This is a genomic window from Flavobacterium sp. HBTb2-11-1 (assembly GCF_009826975.1).
Taxonomy (GTDB): Bacteria; Bacteroidota; Bacteroidia; order Flavobacteriales; family Flavobacteriaceae; genus Flavobacterium.
Genome location: NZ_WUMO01000001.1, coordinates 68982 through 91949, shown reverse-complemented (window position 1 = coordinate 91949; position 22968 = coordinate 68982). Strand labels below are relative to the sequence as shown.

General features: G+C 33.5%; 23 protein-coding genes. All 23 read left to right on the top strand.

What is annotated here, in order from left to right; all coding sequences use genetic code 11:
• The first annotated feature begins 148 nt into the window (after positions 1–148).
• Positions 149–553 carry a hypothetical protein gene (locus tag GR162_RS00450; RefSeq protein ID WP_160780586.1) on the top strand — a complete coding sequence of 135 codons (405 nt, stop codon included), beginning with the start codon at positions 149–151 and terminating at the stop codon, positions 551–553.
• Complete coding sequence (locus GR162_RS00445; protein ID WP_160780585.1) at positions 554–1552, top strand: BtrH N-terminal domain-containing protein; 999 nt, start codon at positions 554–556, stop codon at positions 1550–1552.
• 63 nt (positions 1553–1615) lie between these two features.
• Positions 1616–2314: an ABC transporter ATP-binding protein gene (locus GR162_RS00440; RefSeq protein WP_160780584.1), complete on the top strand. Its 699-nt coding sequence runs from the start codon at positions 1616–1618 to the stop codon at positions 2312–2314.
• Between the two features lie 7 nt (positions 2315–2321).
• Positions 2322–3587, top strand: coding sequence for an ABC transporter permease (locus GR162_RS00435; RefSeq protein ID WP_237421266.1), 1266 nt, complete (start codon positions 2322–2324; stop codon positions 3585–3587).
• The gene (locus GR162_RS00430; RefSeq protein WP_160780582.1) at positions 3562–4011 is read left to right on the top strand and encodes a thioesterase family protein; all 450 of its coding nucleotides are present in this window, start codon (positions 3562–3564) and stop codon (positions 4009–4011) included. The genes GR162_RS00435 and GR162_RS00430 overlap by 26 nt, the downstream gene beginning before the upstream one ends.
• A 114-nt stretch (positions 4012–4125) precedes the next feature.
• Positions 4126–5265 carry a beta-ketoacyl synthase gene (locus GR162_RS00425; protein WP_160780581.1) on the top strand — a complete coding sequence of 380 codons (1140 nt, stop codon included), beginning with the start codon at positions 4126–4128 and terminating at the stop codon, positions 5263–5265.
• Between the two features lies 1 nt (position 5266).
• Complete coding sequence (locus tag GR162_RS00420) at positions 5267–5950, top strand: hypothetical protein (protein WP_160780580.1); 684 nt, start codon at positions 5267–5269, stop codon at positions 5948–5950.
• Positions 5951–5962: 12 nt separating this feature from the next.
• Entirely contained in the window at positions 5963–6445 is a 483-nt protein-coding gene (locus GR162_RS00415) for a hypothetical protein (RefSeq protein WP_160780579.1), read from the top strand.
• A 1-nt stretch (position 6446) separates the two neighbouring features.
• Positions 6447–7064 carry a 3-oxoacyl-ACP synthase gene (locus GR162_RS00410; protein ID WP_160780578.1) on the top strand — a complete coding sequence of 206 codons (618 nt, stop codon included), beginning with the start codon at positions 6447–6449 and terminating at the stop codon, positions 7062–7064.
• A 2-nt stretch (positions 7065–7066) separates the two neighbouring features.
• Entirely contained in the window at positions 7067–7324 is a 258-nt protein-coding gene (locus GR162_RS00405; protein ID WP_008465883.1) for a phosphopantetheine-binding protein, read from the top strand.
• Between the two features lie 139 nt (positions 7325–7463).
• A complete protein-coding gene (locus tag GR162_RS00400; protein WP_160780577.1) occupies positions 7464–8660 on the top strand; it encodes a beta-ketoacyl-[acyl-carrier-protein] synthase family protein in 1197 nt (398 codons plus the stop codon).
• Positions 8660–9721: a beta-ketoacyl synthase N-terminal-like domain-containing protein gene (locus GR162_RS00395; protein WP_160780576.1), complete on the top strand. Its 1062-nt coding sequence runs from the start codon at positions 8660–8662 to the stop codon at positions 9719–9721. The genes GR162_RS00400 and GR162_RS00395 overlap by 1 nt, the downstream gene beginning before the upstream one ends.
• On the top strand, positions 9718–10494 hold the full coding sequence (locus GR162_RS00390; protein WP_160780575.1) for a polysaccharide deacetylase family protein: 777 nt from the start codon (positions 9718–9720) through the stop codon (positions 10492–10494). The genes GR162_RS00395 and GR162_RS00390 overlap by 4 nt, the downstream gene beginning before the upstream one ends.
• Positions 10495–10774: 280 nt before the next feature.
• Positions 10775–11401: an outer membrane lipoprotein carrier protein LolA gene (locus GR162_RS00385; protein WP_160780574.1), complete on the top strand. Its 627-nt coding sequence runs from the start codon at positions 10775–10777 to the stop codon at positions 11399–11401.
• Between the two features lie 7 nt (positions 11402–11408).
• Positions 11409–12002: a hypothetical protein gene (locus tag GR162_RS00380; RefSeq protein WP_237421265.1), complete on the top strand. Its 594-nt coding sequence runs from the start codon at positions 11409–11411 to the stop codon at positions 12000–12002.
• Positions 12003–12039: 37 nt separating this feature from the next.
• Positions 12040–12627, top strand: coding sequence for a porin family protein (locus GR162_RS00375; RefSeq protein ID WP_160780572.1), 588 nt, complete (start codon positions 12040–12042; stop codon positions 12625–12627).
• 5 nt (positions 12628–12632) lie between these two features.
• On the top strand, positions 12633–13004 hold the full coding sequence (locus GR162_RS00370; protein ID WP_160780571.1) for a 3-hydroxyacyl-ACP dehydratase: 372 nt from the start codon (positions 12633–12635) through the stop codon (positions 13002–13004).
• A gap of 2 nt (positions 13005–13006) precedes the next feature.
• Complete coding sequence (locus GR162_RS00365; protein ID WP_160780570.1) at positions 13007–13492, top strand: hypothetical protein; 486 nt, start codon at positions 13007–13009, stop codon at positions 13490–13492.
• A 16-nt stretch (positions 13493–13508) separates the two neighbouring features.
• On the top strand, positions 13509–14684 hold the full coding sequence (locus GR162_RS00360; protein WP_160780569.1) for a DUF2062 domain-containing protein: 1176 nt from the start codon (positions 13509–13511) through the stop codon (positions 14682–14684).
• An 89-nt stretch (positions 14685–14773) separates the two neighbouring features.
• The gene (locus tag GR162_RS00355; RefSeq protein WP_160780568.1) at positions 14774–18448 is read left to right on the top strand and encodes a 1-acyl-sn-glycerol-3-phosphate acyltransferase; all 3675 of its coding nucleotides are present in this window, start codon (positions 14774–14776) and stop codon (positions 18446–18448) included.
• Entirely contained in the window at positions 18448–19965 is a 1518-nt protein-coding gene (locus tag GR162_RS00350) for an NAD(P)/FAD-dependent oxidoreductase (RefSeq protein ID WP_160780567.1), read from the top strand. The genes GR162_RS00355 and GR162_RS00350 overlap by 1 nt, the downstream gene beginning before the upstream one ends.
• Positions 19966–19971: 6 nt before the next feature.
• Positions 19972–21636, top strand: coding sequence for a C45 family peptidase (locus tag GR162_RS00345; protein WP_160780566.1), 1665 nt, complete (start codon positions 19972–19974; stop codon positions 21634–21636).
• Positions 21633–22922, top strand: a complete 1290-nt coding sequence (locus GR162_RS00340) for a phenylacetate--CoA ligase family protein (RefSeq protein ID WP_160780565.1) — start codon at positions 21633–21635, stop codon at positions 22920–22922. The genes GR162_RS00345 and GR162_RS00340 overlap by 4 nt, the downstream gene beginning before the upstream one ends.
• The last annotated feature ends 46 nt before the right edge of the window (positions 22923–22968 follow it).

Sequence of the window (22968 nt, the reverse complement as noted above, 5' to 3'; positions counted from 1 at the left end):
TTTTTTTTTCTATTTTGGATTATTAATAGAAATGATTTATTTATTCGTAAAGAAAAACCGAATTTTAGCTTTCGCAAATCTTGGATTTTTAATAATTAGTTTATGTATAGTTTCAATCTGTATGTTTCTAATAAATTAATTTAGCAAAATGGAAAAAGATAAAGTACCTCAGGATCAAAGCAATTTAACGAAAAACAACGTTAAAGAACTTTTGTACGCAACAGATGAAAATGGCAATTATACCACAACATTAAGTACAGGCTGGGAACCTAAAACAATAGCACTTTCAAATTCTATTGACGAAATAAACGAACGAATTGCCGATGCCAAACAACAGGTTTTAAATGGCGAAATAAGTCCGATTGTGTATTTTATGGAAGCCAATAAAATGGATCTTAACATATTATCAAGTTATGTGGGATTTTGGAAATGGCGTGTAAAAAGACATTTTAAACCTAGTGTTTTTGCCAAACTAAACGATAAAATCCTGAAAAAATATGCTGATACTTTTGGAGTATCAATCGAAGAATTAAAAAACAGCATTACCAAATAAATGGAATTAACTTTCACACATCATCAGTCTGCTCATTGCGAGAATGGAGTAGCGTCGAATCTGCTAAAAAACAGCGGACTAAACATTAGTGAACCGATGGTTTTTGGTATTGGCTCTGGATTGTTTTTTGTATATCTGCCTTTTATAAAAGTGAATCATGCACCGGCAATCAGTTACAGAACTTTGCCTGGACAGATTTTCAATAAAGTGGCCACTCGTTTACATTTAAAAATAAAAAGACAAAAATTTTCTTCTATAGCAAATGCGAATAAAGCATTAGACGAAAATTTAAAAAATAATATTCCAACAGGATTACAAGTTGGGGTTTACAATTTAAGTTATTTTCCAGACGAATATCGTTTTCATTTCAACGCGCACAATTTAGTCGTTTACGGAAAAACCGAAACCGAGTATTTAGTGAGCGATCCTGTTATGGAAACCGTTACGACTTTAACTTACGAAGACATGAATAAAGTACGTTTTGCCAAAGGAGCTTTTGCGCCTCGCGGTCAAATGTACTATCCGATTCAGATTCCAAAAGAAGTTGATTTAAAAAGTGCTATCATTAAAGGGATCAAAAATACATGCCGAGATATGCTTGCGCCAATGCCAATTGTTGGTGTTCGCGGCATCAAAATGGTTTCTCGCCAAATTCGAAAATGGCCTGCAAAACATGGCGTTAGAAAAGCCAATCATTACTTGGCGCAAATGGTTCGTATGCAAGAAGAAATTGGAACTGGTGGCGGTGGTTTCCGTTTTATATATGCGGCATTTTTACAAGAAGCTTCCGTTATTTTGAATAACGAAGAATTAAAAACACTTTCTAAAGAAATGACCAAAATTGGCGATTCATGGCGTGATTTTGCCGTTGAAGCTTCCCGTATTTACAAAAACAGAAGTGCCAAAGAAGATGCCTACAACACTATTGCCGATGAACTTTTGGACATTGCCAATAGAGAAGAAATCTTTTTCAAAAAACTAAAAAAAGCGATCAGCTAAAAACATATTTTGCAATCTATCATTCAAATAGAATCCCTTTCGAAAAAGTACAAAAATGCAGAAATGTATTCTTTGAACAACGTTTCGCTAAATATAAATGAAGGTCAGATTTTTGGCTTGCTTGGCCCAAACGGCGCTGGAAAAACAACCTTAATTTCTATGCTTTGCGGATTGGTAAAACCAACGTCTGGAAACTTTACAATTGATGGTTTAGACTATCAGCATCATGCTTCAAAAATTAAAAAAATCATAGGTGTTGTGCCTCAAGAATATGCTCTGTATCCAACTTTAACAGCAAGAGAAAATCTGCTTTATTTTGGAAGTATGTATGGTTTGAAAGGTTCTGATTTAAAAGATAAAGTAATTGAAACGTTGGATCTTTTGGGTTTATTGAAATTTGCCGATAAACAAGTTCAGACCTTTTCGGGCGGAATGAAACGCCGTGTAAATCTGATTGCAGGAATTCTACATAATCCGAAAGTTTTGTTTTTAGATGAACCAACAGTTGGTGTCGATGTGCATTCTAAAACGGCCATTATCGACTATCTGAAAGTTTTGAATCAAAACGGAACGACTATTATTTATACTTCGCATCATTTGGCTGAAGCCGAAGATTTCTGTTCGCAAATTGCGATTTTAGATCAAGGACAGATTTACGCACAAGCAACTCCGTCGGCATTAATTGAATCTATAAAAGATGCCCGAAATCTCGAAGATGTTTTTATTTCATTAACCGGTAAAGCGTTGAGAGATGATATATAAAATTTGGATGTCAGTAGTAAAAGAATTCCTTTTGCTAAAAAGAGATTTAGGCGGATTGATTATTTTATTTATCATGCCTTTGGTTTTGGTAATTGCCGTAACCTTAATCCAAGATAGCACTTTTAAAGCGGTAACCGATTCTAAACTTCAGATTCTTTTGGTCGATAAAGACCACGGATCTGTTTCGAAAACCGTTTTTGAAAATTTAGAAAAAAGCAAATATTTTACCGTTGTAACACAAATTGACAATAAACCGATTACCGAAGAAATTGCCAAAGAAAATGTGTACAAAGGAAAATTTCAATTGGCAATTGTAATTCCAGAAAATTTAAGTTCTGATTTGCAAGAAAAAGTAAATCAGAATGTAGAGAAAATTGTGAGTAATTTAGGTTTGACTGATAGCACTTCGGCTACCAAATCTCAACGCATTATTAAAGAAAAAGAAGTAAAACTGTATTTTGATCCAGCGGTTCAGATGAGTTTTAAAAATGCGGTTATGAGTTCGATTGACAAAATGATTTCGCAGATTGAAACCAAATCGATTTATTCTACTTTTCAAAAACAACTCGGAGAAGAAACAATAGATTTTGAACAAAAGAATTTTATCACTTTCAAAGAAATAATTCCGAGAATCAACAACAAAGAAGTTCGTCCGAATTCGGTTCAGCATAATGTTCCGGCGTGGACGCTTTTTGCGATATTTTTTATTGTCATTCCGTTATCGATCAATATTGTAAAAGAAAAATCACAAGGAACTTTTGTTCGATTAAGAACCAATCCGGTTTCTAATCTGGTTGTTATTATTGGAAAAACCATCACCTACTCGATCATTTGCATGATTCAGTTTTATATGATGGTTGCCGTTGCAGTTTTCTTATTTCCATCAATCGGATTGCCTTCTTTAAATATTGAAGGTCATTTCTTTTTGACCAGTATTGTTGCCTTATTTTCAGGTTTTGCAGCAATCGGGTTCGGAATTTTATTGGGAACTGTAGCCAGCACACAAGAACAATCGGCTCCTTTTGGCGCGACAAGTGTGATTATTTTAGCGGCAATTGGCGGTGTTTGGGTTCCTGTTTTTGCGATGCCAAAAATCATGCAGTTTATTGCAAAATCTTCTCCAATGAACTGGGGATTAGAAGCTTTTTACGATGTATTGCTTAGAAACGTTTCTTTCGTCGAAATCATACCAAGAATAAGTTTATTATTTTTGTTTTTCATTATTACCACTTCCATCGCATTATTTTATGATAAAAAGAAAAGAGCAGTTTAAAGAAGCTACAGATCTAACCGTTTCGCATGAAATTAGGATTCGTTTTAACGAAACAGATCCGCTTGGAATTGTTTGGCACGGCAATTATATCACATATTTCGAAGATGGAAGAGAAGCGTTTGGCCGTCAGCACGGACTTACTTATCTGGATATTGCAGCAACAGGCTACACAACACCCATTGTAAAATCTACTTGCGAACATAAACTGTCTTTGCGTTACGGAGACGTTGTAACAATTGAAACCACAGTTGTTGATACGCCAGCTGCCAAAATGATTTATCGTTTTAAAATTATTGATGATAAAGGAGAAGTGGCCTGCACAGGAGAAACAACTCAGGTTTTTTTAGATAAAGATGGAAATTTAATGCTAACTAATCCTCCTTTTTATGAGGAATGGAAACGAAAAGTTGGGTTGTTGAAATAATCTGAATCCGTTTCCTGCAAGGTTTTCAAAACCTTGTAGGTATAAATATTAGAACTTACAAAATTAAACCTACAAGGTTTTGAAAACCTTGCAGGAGAAACTGAGAATCATAAAATGTTAAGAGAAATATATATCACAGAAACAAATTGCATTACACCTTTGGGTTTTGATGTTGAATCAAATGTTGAAGCCATTCTTAATGGAGATTCTGGAATTCAGCTTCATAATGATATTTCTTTGATGCCAAATCCCTTTTATGCTTCGATTATTTCTGATGAAAAAATAAACAGCGCTTTTTCAAAAATTAGTACTGACACCAAATATTCTCGTTTAGAGAAATTGATGATTTTGGCTTTGGAACCAATTATCAAAAACTCAAACGTAGAATTAAACTCAAAAACGGCTTTTATACTTTCTACCACAAAAGGAAATGTAACCGCTTTGGCAAATGATTCTGAGGAAAGTTTTAACAACGCACATTTAGATGTTTTGGCAAAAAACGTTGCCGATTTCTTCGGATTCCAAACTCAGCCAATTGTCGTTTCAAATGCCTGCGTTTCTGGAATTTTAGCCGTTTCTGTTGCCAAAAGAATGATTCAATCTGAACTTTACGACAATGTCTTTGTAGTGGCTGGCGACGAAGTTTCAGAATTTGTTTTGTCTGGTTTTAATGCTTTCCAAGCGATGAGCGAACTTCCTTGCAAACCCTATTCTAAAAACAGAACCGGCGTAAGTTTAGGCGAAGCAACTGCAGCTGTTTTAGTTTCGGCAGAAGCGAAAAACGCTAAAATAAAAGTGATTGGCGACAGTTCGATAAACGATGCCAATCATATTTCGGGTCCGTCAAGAACAGGTGAAGGTTTGTTTAGAAGTATTCAGAATGCTTTGAAAGAAGCTCAAATTGAAGCCAACAAATTAGATTATATTTCAGCTCACGGAACTGCAACTCCTTATAATGACGAAATGGAAGCGATTGCTCTAAATCGTTTAGGTTTACAAAATGTTCCTGTAAATAGTTTGAAAGGATTTTACGGTCATACACTTGGCGCTTCGGGATTATTGGAAACGGTAATTGCGATAGAATCTGCGAATCAAAACGTACTTTTTGAATCGAAAGGTTTTGATGAAATTGGTGTTAGTGAAGCTATCAATGTGATTGAAAAAAATGAAGAAAAAAATATTGAATATTTCCTAAAAACAGCTTCGGGATTTGGGGGTTGTAATACGGCTGTGGTTTTTGAGAAAGTGAAATAACATGAAACTATCAAAATTCATATTTATAACTTTAGTTCTTCTTTCATCTTTTGGATGTAAGAAGAAAGAAGCGCCTAAATCTGAATTTGAAAAAGAGGTTTTAAATAGTGTTTTTGTCGAAATTGTAGATTCTATTTATATGGATCGAAGAATGATGCTTGGACCACCACCTCCATTATTTAATTCTAAAACAAATAAAATAGATACCACAGGACATGCTGCAGAATTAAAGAAATATTTACAGTATAAAGACAGCATAAAAAACATTAAAAAAAGAATCTTATTAGGTGTATATGATCGTGTTGGAAAGATTAGTTCTTTCGAAACAGAAATGATTTCTAAAGAAGTTAATCTTTCAAACTTTACTTATGACACTTTAAAAGAAGGCGACGAATTTAAATTTGATTTAAAACCTTTTAAGAATAATAAAAAGTTTCGTTTTGAAAGTACTTCCAAGTATCTTCATGAAAAAGAATGGAACTTAAACGATAAAAGTAATTCTTTGATACCTGTTGGAACTGTTTTTATGTCCAGAATTCAATTTGATAAAGCAAAAACAAAAGGAATTTTGTCAGCTGGCGCTTCATGTGGTGGTGGAAAATGTGGAAGGGGCTTTCTAGTCATAATTGAAAATAAAACTGGAAAATGGAAAGTAAATAAAATTATTCATCTTTGGGATTCATAAAAAACAGACATTATGAATTTAGACGAATCCCTTTTTAAAAAAGCTTTAAAAATTCAAGATTTTGATTTCAAAAATGATGTTATAAAAATTACAGATAAAACTATTGAATTTCTTGAAAATTTAAATCTATCGAAGGATTTAATAGATTTTTTTAAAACATTTTCCTTTAGAGAAGAAATCATTTTTGGAAGCATCTATTTTAATTGTGTAAATAGAATTACAATAGAAAATCTCGAAGAAGAGAACAGAGAAATCTATAAAAAAGATTTACTTATAATTGGTTCAGGTGCAAATGGAGATCCAATTGTTGTAAACACAAAAACAATGAGTGTTGGATATATTTTTCATGACATTCTTTGGGAAGAAGAAAATATTGAAGATTTAAATAAAGTTTACATTGATCTAAAAATGAGTATTGGGACTTTCTTTTATAAATCGGTAACAGAAGAAGATTTTCCAATTGATGCTTATCAAGCAGAAGATTACATAAAATAAAATGACTCAAAACAAAACCTACATACAATCCTACATCACCATCCAAAACAACGAAATTGTTTTGAACGGAACTTCTGTATTCAAAATTGAACCAACCGATTTTGCAGATTTCTCTAAACAAGCCTATCGTAATTTTGAAATGCAGTATCCAAAGTTTTTCAAAATGGATGCTTTGAGCAAACTGGCTTTTTTAGGATCAGAATTACTTTTGAGTCCGATAACCTCAACAGAGCAGGAAAATAATATTGCTTTGGTTTTAGCCAATAAATCTTCGAGTTTAGATACCGATGTAAAATATCAGGAATCCATTTCAGACAAAGAAAACTATTATCCAAGTCCGGCGGTCTTTGTTTATACGCTGCCAAATATTTGTTTGGGCGAAATAAGTATACGCCATCAGCTGAAAAGTGAAAATTCTTTTTTTATATTTGATGCTTTCAATGCCGAATTTTTGTCGAACTATTCGGAGATTTTGTTAAACATAAATAAAGCAGATTCTGTTTTATGTGGCTGGGTAGAATTTTTTAATGAGAGTTATAAAGCGTTTCTTTGCATCATAAGTGCAAACGAAAACACAAAATATACAAACGAAACAATCAATACATTATACAATAAATAATCATGGAAGCATTAAAAGAAGAATTAAAAAATAAAATCATAACTACTTTAAACCTTGAAGATATCGCAGTTGAAGATATTGCTGATAACGATCCTTTGTTTGGAGACGGTTTAGGTTTAGACTCGATTGATGCACTTGAATTGATCGTGATTTTAGATAAAGATTACGGAATTAAATTGGTTGACCCAAAAGAAGGAAAAGCTATTTTCCAATCTATCGAAACTATGGCTGCGTATATCAGCGCTAACAGAACGAAGTAAGACTTCTTAGACTCACTTAGATTTTTAGACTTCTTAGACAATGTTTTCCAAAAATCTAAGAAGTCTAATATCTAAAACTCTAAGCCAGTCTAAAAAAATCTAAGAAGTCTAAAATTCTAACAATCTAAGAAGTCTAAAAATGAAAGGTGTTGCAATAACGGGAATGGGAATTATCTCTGCGATTGGCAATTCGGTTGAGGAAAATTATATTTCACTGACCGAAAACAAAATCGGTATTTCTCGTATTCAAAATATTTCGACTGTTCACGCAGATATAATTAAAGTTGGCGAAATCAAAAAAACCAACGAAGAGCTTATCGAAGAACTGAAATTAAATGAGGATAATAATTTTTCCAGAACCGCTATGATTGGCACTTTGGCAGCAAAACAAGCTGTTGAAAATGCCGGCATTACCGATATAAATGAATTTAGAACGGGACTTATTTCGGCTACAAGTGTGGGCGGAATGGACATGACGGAAAGACATTATTATGATTATTTCGAAAAACCAGAATTGACCAAATATATCACTTGCCACGATGGCGGAGATGTTGCCGAAAAAATTGCGGAAGAATTAGGTTTAAAAGGAATGGTGACAACTATTTCTACGGCTTGTTCATCTGCAGCAAATTCGATTATGTTGGGCGCAAGATTAATCAAAACGGGAAAACTAGATCGCGTAATTGTGGGTGGAGCCGATGCTTTGGCAAAATTCACCATCAACGGATTCAAGACTTTAATGATTTTATCTGACGATTACAACAAACCTTTTGACAACACCAGAAAAGGATTAAATCTTGGAGAAGCTGCTGCATTTTTGGTTTTAGAATCGGATGAAATTGTTGAAAAGCAAAACAAAAAAGTGCTGGCAAGAGTTTCGGGTTACGGAAATGCAAACGACGCTTTTCACCAAACTGCTTCTTCAGAAAATGGAGACGGCGCTTATTTGGCGATGAAAAAAGCGTTTGACGTTTCGGGTTTAAAACCTTCTGAAATTGATTACATTAACGTGCACGGAACCGCAACTCCGAACAACGATTTGTCTGAGGGAAGAGCTTTACTGAGAATTTACAAAAATGAAAAAGTTCCAGATTTTAGTTCTACAAAACCTTTTACAGGACATACTTTAGCGGCAGCTGCTGCGATTGAAGCCGTTTACAGTGTTTTGGCAATTCAAAATAATGTGGTTTATCCAAACTTGAATTTTGAAATTCCGATGGAGGAATTTGATTTGAAACCGCAAACTTCATTAAAAAATAAAAACATCGAACACGTTTTATCCAATTCTTTTGGTTTTGGAGGAAATTGTTCAACTCTTATATTTTCAAAAAGCTAATGAAAAAAACATATATAAATGGAGTAGGCTGTATTTCGACTCAAAAAACATTTGATACTGTTTTTTTGGAAGAAGCTGTTGTAAATCATAACGAAAATGTACTGGCAATTGTTCCGCCATCGTACAAAGAATATATTTCGCCAGCTGCCAGCCGACGCATGGCAAAAGGTGTAAAAAACGGAATCGTAGCTTCGGCTTTGGCTATGAAAGATGCGAATGTTGAAAGCGTTGAGGCCATTATTACCGGAACAGGTTTAGGATGTATTGAAGATTCTGAAAAATTCCTGAAAAGCATTTTAGATAATAATGAAGAATTTTTGACTCCAACATCTTTTATTCAATCAACTCACAACACAGTTGGAGCGCAGATTGCACTTTTACAGCAATGTAAAGGTTATAATTTTACCTACGTGAACGGTGCAGTTTCTTTTGAATCGGCTCTTATTGATGCAAAAATGCAGATTGAAGAAGATGAAGCCAATTCAATTTTAGTGGGCGGCGTTGATGAAAACGGAGATTATACCACTTCGCTTTTTAAATTGAACGGCCGTATTAAAGCAGATAATAATGCTCCATACGATGTTTTGAATTCTAAAACCAGCGGTGCTGTTTATGGTGAAGGCGCCAGTTTTTTTGTTTTAGAAAACGAAAGAAAAGAAAACACTTATGCCGAACTTCTGGATGTTTCTATTATAAATACTTTGGAAGAGAATGAGGTTGAAGCAGCTGCTATTTCTTTTTTAAAATCAAATAATTTGGAAATGTCAGACGTTGATGCTCTTATTTTAGGTTTTGACGGAAATGTCGATTTTGAGAATTATTACAGAAATCTTGCCGAAAATTCGTTTGCCCAAACTCCTGTTTTATATTACAAACATTTGAGCGGCGAGTATGATACGGCTTCTGCTTTTGCTTTTTGGATGGCTGCTAAAGTTTTGAAAACGCAAGAAATTCCAGAAATTGTAAAAGTAAATGCGATCCAAAAATCAGATTATAAAACAATTTTATTATACAATCAATTAAACGGAAAAAACCATAGTTTTACGCTGCTGTCAAAATGATAACGCACAAAAACATATCGCTGTTTTTTATCTTTTTATTGCTTTTATTGTTTCTTCTGAATCTTTACATCGCAATTCATTTTCTATGGTTTATTGTTATAATTCTAATTTGGATTGGAATAAATGCTTTTGGTTCTGCACGAATTTCTTCCAATTATCATGTAAAAGCATTTTGCAGTAATCCGTTCGAAACAGAAAAAAAAATCGCGCTTACTTTTGATGACGGTCCGAGCATTTATACTTTGGAAGTTTTAGAGCTTCTGAAAAAATACAATGCCAAAGCGACTTTTTTCTGCATTGGAAAAAATATTGAAACGCATCCTGAAATTCTTCAAAAAGTAATTTCCGAAGGACATTTGGTTGGAAATCATTCTTATTCTCATTCTAAATTTTTTGATTTTTATAATGTGAAAAAAATAACCGAAGAACTTCAGAAAACAGATGAACTTCTGGAGAAATTCACTTCCCAAAAAATTAACTTTTTTCGTCCGCCATATGGAGTTACGACTCCTTCGATTCGAAGAGCTTTGAAAGTAACAGGCCACAAAGTTATCGGATGGAATATTCGTTCCCTTGACGGAGGAACTACAGATGTGGAATTGATTTTGAATCGGATTAAAAAACGTGTTTCTCCCGGCGGAATCGTACTTTTGCACGACACAGGAGAACATTCTGTTTTGGTCTTGGAACAGTTTTTGCAATTTTTACAGCAAAATAAGTATCAAGTCGTTTCGATTGAAGAACTTTTGAATCTTAAGGCTTACGGAGATTGAACGCAGATGAAACGGATTTGCATGCGCAAAGACACGGATGAAAACGGATTTTTATAAAAAACTTAATTTAATCCATTAGTGTAATTAATTTAAACACATAGAAACATAGTTTTTCAGTACGCAGAAAAGGCGTTTCACTTGCATAACCACACATAGCTATGTGTTAGAAACTAGTTTCTTTCAATGTTCTTTCACAAGAAAATGAAATCTATGTTTCTATGTGTTTAATAAAAAATATTAATCCCAATAGTTATTGGGAGTGGCAAAAAAATGAAAAAACATGAAAACTAAAATAGCTATACTAATTTTATTTATTTCAGGCAGTTTGTTGGCTCAGGAACAAAAAATGACTGATGCAGAAATTGCTTCTTTTAAACAAGATGTAAATGTAGTGGCGAAAAAAATCAAAACCTTAACTACTGATTTTGTTCAGTACAAGCATTTAGATTTTTTATCAAAAGACATTGAAACTTCAGGAAAAATGGTTTTTAAAGAGCCTGCTTTACTTCAATGGCAATATAAGAAACCATACAATTACAGCATTACTTTCAAAAACGGAAAAATTTTAATTAATGACGAAGGAAAGAAAAGCGCTGTTGATATTGGAAACAGTAAAATCTTTGCTCGAATCAATAAACTGATCGTGGGAAGTGTGAGCGGCAATATGTTTGATGATAAAGAATTTACGATTTCGTACTTTAAATTGAAAGGTCAGAATCTGGCGAAATTTATCCCGAAAGATGCGACGCTGAAAAAATACATCAAACAAATCGAACTGACTTTTGATAAAGAAGAAGCAACTGTTGTTCAGGTAAAACTATTAGAATCATCTGAAGATTATACTAGAATTGTACTTAAAAATAAAGTGATCAATGCAAAAATCGACGATTCAGTTTTTACTAATTAATTGCTTTATGGCAATTGTTTTAATTTCTTGTGGCTCGGTCACCAAAAATTATACGCCCAAAAAATTAGACAAAACGTCTTACACTGTTCCGTATTTCACCGATTCAAAAACCGATTATGTTTATAAAACCAATATAACTGTTTACGGAAATGAATTGTCTGGAATTTTCATTGCTAAGAAAATAAAAGACAACACTCATCGAATTGTTTTTACAACCGAATTCGGAAACAAATTAATGGATTTTGAAATCTCAGAAACCGATTTTAAAGTCAATTCTATTGTTTCAGAATTAGATAGAAAAATATTGATCAATACTTTAAAAGAAGATTTCAGATTGCTTTTGAAGAAAGAATATCCGATTCAAGAGCAATTTGAAAACGAATCAAGTGACATCTATAAATCGGCAGATGGAAAGCGAGACAATTATATTTTTATCTCCAAAAAAGATCAAAAATTGGAAAAGATTGTTCATGCATCCAAAACAAAAGAAAAATTTACACTGCTTTTCAATTCAGAAAACAATATTTTTGCTGAGAAGATCCAAATCATCCATCAGAATATTAAACTGAAAATAGAGTTAAACTATTTCAAATCAGAATAAAAACTTAAACTAATCCTAAACTTTAAATCAATTAGAAATGAAAAAATTTGCTGTAATTGCATTTGTTTTATTTATCGGAATCCAAGCAAATGCGCAGGTAAGAGTTAGCCCTGGACTTAGAGGAGGTCTAAATGTATCGACTTTAACCAATATTGACGACAATAGTTCAAAAACCGATTTTTATGTTGGCGGATTAGTAGATATTAAATTCAACCGATTTTTCTCGTTGCAGCCAGAGATAAACTATTCCAGACAAGGTGATAGAGGAAGATATTTTGAAGATGGCCGTTACTATTCTGAAAATTATGAACTGAATTATGTAACACTTGGGGCGGTTGCTAAATTTAACTTTGGTGGCGGAGGTTTTCATATTTTGGGAGGACCGTCTTTAGATTTAAAAGTTAGCGACAATTATATCAATACGAATCCAGAAGATGTTGATTTTGCATTTGTTGGAGGTTTGGGTTACACCCTGCCAAATGGTTTGACATTTGAAGCTCGATTCAAACAAGGATTGTTAGATATTTATGGTTATGAAGGTATTGATGATGGCTATTATTATGATCAGGTAATTTTAAATCAAGTTTTCCAGATTGGTATTAGCTATACTTTCAAGACAAAATAAAAAATATGATTTTACAAGATTTTTATAAAATACTATCAGAAGAAAAAGTATCTGATTCAAAATATATTGTAACCATTTTAGTCAATGAAAAACATGAAGTTTTTAAAGGGCATTTTCCTGGGAATCCTATTATGCCTGGCGTTTGTATGATCCAAATTATCAAGGAGCTTACAGAATCTATTACTAAAAGTTCATTGATGATTCAGTCTTTGGCAAATGTAAAATTCATGGCGCTTATTAATCCTGAAGTTACACCAGAATTAAGATTAGAACTAGATATTACAATAACTGAAGACGGTTTGGTAAAAGTGAAAAACACGACCTTCTTTAACGACACTACTGCTCTTAAATTGAGTAATGTGTACAAAAAAATATAATTATGAAACTAGTATTGACATTACTTTTATGGGTTAGTTTTGCTGGAACGCCAGATTTGGCTTCGATCCGCAAAATGTATGCTGATGTAGCAAAATCAGAAAATAATGCCAAGGATTTTGTGGCAAAACTTTCAGGAGTTTCTAATAATGATGATAAAATTTTAGTGGCTTATAAAGCGGCTTCAATTTTGGTAGATTCTAAATTTGAAAAAAAACTACGCCAGAAAATGGATCGTTTTAAAGAAGGTGCAAAATTGCTTGAAGCCACGATAAAAAGTGATCCAAGCAATATTGAAATGAGAATGATTCGATTAAGCGTCCAGCAAGATGTTCCTGCTATTACGGGTTACAAGAAAAATATTAAAGAAGATAAAAAATTCATCACGACGTATTATGCATCGCAAAGTGCGGCTTTGAAAGATTATCTTAAAGACTTTGTTTTACAATCTGAAAGTTTCTCTGAAAAAGAGAAGCAGTTTGTAAAATAAGCTCAAAAAATACCACATGAAATCACAGCAAGAATTACTTAGTTCGACTAACTTTTGCGTTATTGTGCCTACGTACAATAATCAAAAAACGCTGAAAAAAGTACTGGATTCTATTTTAGATTTCACCACAAATGTCATCATTGTCAATGACGGTTCTACCGATTCTACAAGCGAAATCTTAAAAGCGTATTCGCAGCTCACTCAAATTCACCATCCTAAAAATTTAGGAAAAGGAAGAGCGCTAAGAAACGGATTTAGAAAAGCATTGGAACTGGAATTTGAATATGCCATTACAATCGATTCTGACGGACAGCATTTTGCTACAGATATTCCTGTTTTCTTAGAAGCAATTCAAGATGAGCCAAACGCTCTTTTGATTGGAAGCCGAAATATGACTCAGGAAAATGTCCCGAAGAAAAGCAGTTTCGGAAACAAGTTTTCTAATTTCTGGTTCAAGTTTGAAACTGGAATCAAGCTAGACGACACACAATCTGGATTTAGATTATATCCGCTCCGATTGCTCCCAAAACGCTTTTACACCAATAAATTTGAATTTGAAATCGAAGTTATTGTACGCGCTGCGTGGAAAGGAATTGTGGTTAAAAATATTCCTATTCAAGTTTTGTATGATCCTGCTGAAAGAGTTTCACATTTCCGTCCGTTTCAAGATTTTACCCGCATTAGTATTTTGAATACCATTTTGGTAACTAATGCTTTGCTATATATAAAACCGAGAGATTTTTTTAGAAGAGCAAAAAAAAAAGGTTTTAAGAGATTTTTTCTAGAAGATATTTTAGAAAGCAAAGATTCTAATTTTAAAAAATCTGCGGCAATTGCTTTAGGAATTTTTATTGGACTTTCGCCTTTTTGGGGATTTCAAACTGTATTGCTTTTTACATTTGCTGCCTTATTCAGACTCAACAAAGTCATTGCCTATCTTACTTCAAACGTAAGTTTTCCGCCTTTTATTCCGTTTATTATTTATGCTTCGCTTCAAGTTGGAAGTGTTTTTGTCTCCAGCGACGCGCCATTGGTTCTGGATAGTTCAATCACACTCGACGATATTCAAAAAAATGCTACGCAATATATCGTAGGAAGTCTTATTTTAGCATCCGTTTCAGCGCTATCAGTTGGCTTTATAAGTTATTTGCTTTTAACAGCTTTTAGTTCTAAAAACAAAACAAATATTTAAGTTATGTTTCCTTCGAATTTCACAAATTAGCACAAATTAATTCGTGAAAATTTGAGAAATTCGTGGCTTAAAAAACTTAAGCGATAATCATGCATCAATACTTCTACGCCATTCATTTATTTGTTAACCGAAGAAAATCTCTTTCGGTACTATTGGCTATTATGATGCTTCTGGTTTTTGGGTTTTTCGCTTCAAGATTAAAATTTGAAGAAGACATTACCAAACTTATACCAACAAACGATAAAACCGATGTTACCGCTAAAGTCTTAAAACAATTAAACTTTGCCGATAAAACCACCGTAATTTTCAGTTTGGATAAAAATGGTTCTACAGAAGATCTAAAAGAAATGGCAACTGCGTTTTCTGACAGCGTTTCTAAATCTTGTAAACCATACATAACGGGAATTCAAGGAAAAATAGACGAAGAAAATATTCAAGAAACTATTGATTTTGTTTACAATAATTTGCCTCTTTTTCTAGATGATAAAGATTATGCAGCTATCGAAAAGAAGCTTCAAAAAGATAGTATTGCAGCAACCGTTCAAGGAAATTACAAATCGATTATTTCTCCATCTGGATTTGTTAGCAAAGATTTTATTCTTCAAGATCCGTTTGGGATTTCTTTTATTGCTTTAAAAAAATTACAGCAATTAAATATTGGAGACGATTTTACGCTGGAAAATGGTTTTGTAATGACCAAGGATAAAAAGAAACTGTTGCTTTTTATCACTTCGAATATTCCTTCGAGCGAAACAGAAAAGAATACCATTTTTGCCGAAAAACTGAAATCGATTCAAGAAAATCTAAATCAGAAATTTAAAGGAAAAACTTCTATCAGTTATTTTGGTTCGGCCTTAATTGCTGTTGCCAATGCCAATCAGATTAAAGGAGATATTATTTTAACAACATCTATCGCGATGTTTACCTTAATGCTGATTCTCATTTTATTTTATCGAAAACTCTTAATCCCGTTAATTATTTTTCTTCCAACGGTTTTTGGAGGATTGTTTGCCGTTGCGTTTTTATATTTCGTTAGAGAACAGACTTCGGCAATTTCATTAGGAATCGGTTCTATTTTACTCGGAATTACGATTGATTATTCCATTCATATTCTCACACATTACAAACATAACAGCGATGTAAAAACTTTGTACAAAGACATTACAATGCCTGTCATTATGAGCAGTTCTACTACTGCTGTTGCGTTTTTGTGTCTGCTTTTTGTAAAATCGGATGCGCTGAATGATCTTGGAATTTTTGCCGCCGTTATCGTTATGGCTTCAGCTATTTTCTCGCTTTTAATTGTCCCGCATTTATACAAACCAAAAGAAAATCCTGCAGATCATAAAAAGAATGTGATTGATAAAATGGCTCATTTTTCTTTTCACAATAATAAAATTTTAATCGCACTTTGTGTTATCATTACCATAATTTGCTGTTTCACTTATAATGATGTTGGTTTTAATAACGATTTGTCACAGCTGAATTTTATTCCGAAAGAAATTAAAGCGGCCGAAAAACAGTTGGAAGAAAGCACAAGTTTAACTTCCAAAACAATTTATGTGGCTTCTTACGGAAAAACCATGGAAGAAGCTTTAGAGCATAATAGCCGGCTTTTCGAAAATTTAAATACGGAGAAACAACAGCATAAAATTTTAAATTTCAGTTCGGTTGGAGGAATTGTGCTTTCACAAAAGGAACAGTTACAAAAAATCGAGAAATGGAATTCGTTCTGGAATTCGCAGAAAAAACAATTCGTTAAATCAGAATTAATTGCTGAAGGTTCAAAGCTTGGTTTTAAACCTTCAACCTACAATTTGTTTTTTGACCAATTAAATTCTGATTTCAAACCCATTTCTGCAAAAGATTATCTTCAAATAAAAGCATTACAATTACAAGAATTCATCACAGAGAAAAACGGTTTTTATACCATTTCAACTTTGGTAAAAGTCGCTCCAGAACAGCGCGATGCTTTTGTAAAATTCGCTTCTAAAACAGAAAACGTAATTGCAATTGACCGTCAGCAGATGAACGAAACGTTTTTCAGCAATCTAAAAACCGATTTTAATTCGTTGGTAAATTATTCTTTCGTAGCCGTAATTTTAATTCTATTTTTCTTTTTCCGAAGAATCGAATTGGTAATTATCAGCTGTATTCCGATTGCATTAACGGGAATTGTAACCGCAGGAATTATGGGCATATTTGGCATTCAGATGAACATTTTCAGTATGATTGTCTGCACCTTAATTTTTGGTCATGGTGTTGATTTTAGTATTTTCATGACCAGTGCATTGCAAAAAGAATATACTAATGGCGTTAACGAAATTGCCATTTATAGAACCTCAATTATTCTGGCGGTCATTACAACCATTCTCGGAATTGGTGCGATGATTTTTGCCAAACATCCTGCGCTTACTTCAATTTCGCTGGTTTCATTAATCGGGGTTTTTGCGGCATTGATTATCACGTTTATTTTCTATCCGATTTTATTCAAGCTGTTTTTATCCAACCGCCCGAAAAAAGGAAATCCGCCTTTTCAATTACGCACTTTTATTCATGGCGTCATTTCATTTGCCTATTATGGTTTAGGGGGAATCCTAATGTCGATTTTCAGTTTTACCATAATGCCGATTTTTCCTTTCAGCAAAAAGTCAAAAATGAAAACTTTCCGATATGTGGTTTCAAAATTCATGAAATCGGTATTGTATTCAAATCCGTTTATTCGCAAAAAAGTCGTTAATAATTTCAATGAAAATTTCGAAAAACCAGCCGTAATTATTGCCAATCATTCTTCTTTTCTGGACATTTTAGCCATCGGAATGTTAAGTCCAAAAATCATTTTCTTGGTAAGCGATTGGGTTTACAACTCTCCTATTTTTGGCGGTGTTGTGAGAAAAGCAGGATTTTATCCTGTTTCTGAAGGTCTTGAAGGCGGAGTCGAACATTTGCGTAAAAAAGTAAGCGAAGGATATTCTTTGATGGTTTTTCCAGAAGGAACACGCTCAGAAAATAATGTGGTAAAACGATTCCACAAAGGTGCATTCTTCCTTGCTGAAGAATTTAAAATAGATATTATTCCTATTGTTATTCATGGCGCCTCAGAATTGATTCCGAAAGGCGATTTTGTCATTCATCATGGAAAATTGACGGTTACTATTTTAGAGAGAATCGCACCAGAAAATCTTTCATTTGGAAAAAATTACACCGAAAGAACCAAACAAATAAGTTCATTCTTTAAGGCCGAATATCGCAAAATCAGACAAGAGCTGGAAGGTCCAGATTATTTTAAAACCATGCTCATTAACAGTTACGATTATAAAGAAATCGAAATTGGAAATAGCGTAAAAAAAGATTTAAAACAGAATCTTGAAACGTATTATAATCTAAACAAATACATTACGCCAAAAGCAAAAGTGCTGCATTTAGGAAACGATTATGGCCAATTGGATGTTTTGTTGGCGCTGCAAGAGCCACAGCGAAAAGTATTTTCTTCTATAAATGATGAAGAAAAATTGCTGGTTGCCAAAACCAATTACATTGTTTCAAAAAGAAAAATAGTTTATCTCGAGAATCTAGAATTAGCAGCTGAAAATCATTATGACATACTTTTAATTTCTGACCAAAGTTATGAAGAGGAAATCGAAAAAGTAATTTCAACAGCTTCTTCTATAATTTTAGTGAATTGTTCCCATTTAAGAAATCAGTTTGAGGATTTTGAAATTGTTTCTGAAGAAAATGCTTTATTAGTTTTAAAGAAAAAATAATGAAAAAACAGTACGATGTAGTTATAATTGGCAGCGGTTTAGGCGGATTGGTTTCTGCCGTTATTCTGGCAAAAGAAAGCTACAGCGTTTGTGTACTCGAAAAAAACAATCAATACGGAGGAAATCTGCAGACTTTCGTAAGAGATAAAACCATTTTTGATACGGGAATTCATTACATCGGAGGTTTAGGCGAAGGCCAAAATCTCCATCAATATTTCAAATATATTGGAATAATGGATCATTTGAATCTGAAAAAAATGGACGAAAATGGTTTTGATATGATTTCTTTTGATGACGATAAAACCGAATATCCGCATGCGCAAGGTTTCGAAAATTTCATTCAACAGCTAACCAATTTATTTCCTGAAGAAAAAGAAAATCTAGAACGTTATTGCCAAAAAATAAAAGCGGTTTGCAAAACATTTCCGCTTTACAATCTGGAATCTCAAGGAAAATATGACGATGAAATTTTAATGCTCAACGCAAAAGAAACCATCGATTCTTTTACTGAAAATGAAAAGCTAAAAGCAATTTTGGCAGGTTCTAATTTTCTCTATGCGGGAATTCCTGATAAATCGCCTTTTTATGTTCATGCCCTTATTGTCAATTCCTACTTAGAAAGTTCATGGCGCTGTATAAATGGCGGAAGCCAAATTACCAAACAATTGCTGAAACAACTTAAAAAATTTGGCGGAGAATTTTTTAAACATAAAGAAGTCACAAAAATTGAAGTTGAAGACCAAAAGGTAAATTCGGTACAAATGAAAGACGGAACCAAGGTTTCGGGAACGTTTTTTATTTCGAATATCGAACCGAAAACGACTTTAAAAATGGCCGGTCAGGAAAATTTCAGAAAACCATTTTTCAATAGAATTCAAAATCTCGAAAACGTACTTTCTGCTTTTAGTTTATACATTGTTTTTAAACCTAAAACTTTCAAATACATCAATCATAATTATTACCATTTTAAAAGTGCAAATGATGTTTGGACCGCACACGAATACGACGAAAATTCATGGCCCAAAACCTTTATGGCATGTATGAATCCGTCGAAAAAAGATGAGGAATGGGCAGACGGAATGACATTTTTGACCTATATGAAATATGATGATGTCAAAGCTTGGGAAAACACTTTCAACACTACTTTCGAAGAAAATGATCGCGGAGAAAGTTATGACGAATTCAAAGCCAAAAAAGCCGAAAAGCTTTTAAAAGAAATCGAAAAAAAATTCCCAGGCATAAAAGATTGCATCAAATCGGTTCATACTTCTACGCCGCTTTCTTACCGCGATTACATTGGTGGAGACGGTGGAAATATGTACGGATATGTTAAAGATTCAAATAATCCAATGAAAACTTTGATTCCGAACAAAACTAAAATAGAAAATCTTTATCTTACAGGCCAAAGTATTAATATGCACGGTGTCTTGGGTGTTACGGTTGGAGCGGTCATAACTTGCTCTGAAATTGTAGGAAAAGAATATCTGCTGGAAAAAATAAAAAAAGCATCTGAATAAATTATTATGAAAAACCGCATCCTATATATTTTCTTCGTCGGTTTTTTTAGTTTGCTGATTTCCTGCGGTACTTCAAAATCAAAAAAACACACGCCTGATATTACCGCTTTCAACAATACAAAACCCATTGTACAAAAATTATCAGACAGCATTTTTCTTTCTGGAAAAAATTCGCTTTTAAAAAATAAACAAGGTCTTTGGGAATTATATGTAGAAGGTGATCCTCTCGAAATTGGACTTTCTACTGGTGCTTTGACTGATTCGCTTTTGCACAAACAGCAACGCATTTTTTTCTCTAAAATTACCGATTTAATTCCGTCAAAATTCCAGCAGAATCTGCTTCGCCATTTTCTAAAATGGTACAATCGAAAATTGTATTTGAATGTTCCCAACGAATATCAAACAGAAATTTATGGCGTTTCGCAATACACTTCAAATGACTTTGATAATATCGCACCTCAATATCAGCGCAGTTTATATCTTCACGCCGCTCATGATATTGGACATGCTTTACAAGATTTAGCCTTGGTTGGCTGTTCTTCTTTTGCGGCTTGGAACGAAAAATCGGAAGATGGGAATTTAATTTTGGCTCGAAATTTTGATTTTTATGTCAATGACGCTTTCGCGGAAAATAAAATCGTGGCCTTTATAAAACCAGAAGAAGGTTATCCGTTTATGATGGTCACTTGGCCCGGAATGATTGGCGCAGTTTCTGGAATGAATTATGAAGGGTTGACCGTAACGATAAACGCTTCGAAATCTAAAATTCCGCTTAGCGCCAAAACGCCGATTTCGATTCTAACTCGTGAAATTTTACAGCACGCTAAAAATTTAGACGAGGCCATTGCCATTGCAAAAAAAAGAAAAGTATTTGTCTCTGAATCGATTATGGTCGGAAGCGCCAATGACAACAAAGCGATTTTAATTGAAGTTTCTCCAAATAAAATGGACGTTTATGATGTTCTAAATAGCGATCAATTAATTTGTTCTAATCATTTTCAAGGCGAAGCTTTTAAGGACGATAAAAGAAATCAAAAACAGATTGCCAACAGCCATTCTGAATATCGTTACGAAAGAATGCAGGAATTGCTATCTGAAAATCCCAAAGTAAATCCTGAAATTGCTTCGGAAATCCTTCGAAACAAAGAAGGCTTAAAGGACATTTCTTTAGGATATGGAAATGAAAAAGCCTTGAACCAACTGCTGGCGCATCACGGAATTATATTTAAACCAAAAGAAAAGTTGGTTTGGGTTTCTGCAAATCCCTATCAATTGGGCGAGTTTGTCTGCTATGATTTAAATGAGATTTTTGGAGAAAACAAAAATACAGTAAAATCTTTTCAAAAGGAAAATTTAAACATTGCCAAAGATCCTTTCTTAGAAACAACTGCCTTTCAGAATTTTAAAGAATTCAAAATAGAAGATCATAAAATGGACTCGATTTTAAAAAAGAAAGAAACTGTTTCTCCAGAATTTCTTGAAGATTATCAAGCACTAAACCCTAATTATTGGGTTGTATATTATAAGGTAGGATTGTACTTTTACCAAAAAAAGGAATTTCTTCAGGCAAAGCTTAATTTTGAAAAAGCTTTAAGCCACGAAATCACTACAGTTCCGCAAAAAGAAGAGATTGAAAAATATTTAAAAAAAGTCAAAAGAAAAGTACAATGATTCCAGCAATAGAAAAAGATTCTTTAGAAGAGATTAAAATTTTTCAAGAAAAAAAATTAGCCGAACTTCTTGCTTACATCAGTGAGAATTCTCCTTTTTACAAAAGGCTTTTTGCAGGACAGAATATTGATATTTCAAAGGTAAAAACACTGGAAGATTTACAGCATTTACCTATTACCACCAAAGAAGATTTACAGCAATATAACGATGATTTTTTGTGTGTTCCGCAACATAAAATCATCGATTACGCTACAACATCTGGAACTTTAGGAGATCCGGTAACTTTTGGTCTAACCGATTCTGACTTGGATCGTTTGGCTTATAATGAAGCAATTTCCTTTGCCTGTGCCGGAATTGCAGAAGGCGATATTGTACAACTAATGACCACAATTGACCGAAAATTTATGGCTGGTTTGGCTTATTTTCTAGGCCTTCGAAAATTGAAAGTAGGAGTAATTCGCGTTGGTGCTGGAATTCCAGAAATGCAATGGGATTCGATTTTAAAATATAATCCTAGTTATTTGATTACCGTTCCTTCTTTTCTTTTGAAATTAATTGAATACGCCGAAATTCACGGAATCGATTATAATAATTCGAGCATAAAAGGTGCCATCTGTATTGGGGAATCTTTGAGAGAACAGGATTTTTCAATGAATATTTTATCCAAAAAAATTACAGATAAATGGAATATTAAGTTGTTTTCGACTTATGCTTCAACAGAAATGAGCACGGCTTTTACAGAATGTGAACACGGAAAAGGCGGACATCATCATCCAGAATTAATCATCGTTGAAGTCCTAGACGAAAATAATATGCCTGTTAAAAACGGTGAAACCGGCGAACTGACTTTTACCACTTTAGGAATTGAGGCAATGCCTTTGCTTCGTTTTAAAACTGGAGATATTGTACAGTTTCATGACGAACCTTGCGCTTGCGGCAGAAATACTTTACGCGTCGGACCAGTTGTTGGGCGCAAAAAACAAATGATTAAATATAAAGGGACAACCTTGTATCCGCCAGCGATGAATGATGTTTTGAGCAGTTTTGACAATATCGAAAATCATTTGATTGAAATCTCTACCAACGATTTAGGCACAGACGAAATCTTGATTAAAATTGCAGTTAAAAATCAATCTCCAGAATTTTTACAAGAGATAAAAGACCACTTTAGAGCCAAATTGAGAGTAACGCCGAAAATAGAATTTGTTCCAAAAGAAATCCTAAACCCTATCGTTTTTAACCCAATGAGCCGAAAACCAATTCGATTTTTTGATTATCGATCTTAGCATAGGGGCAAAGTTTTTTAGCATACAATATTATATTCCACTTTTT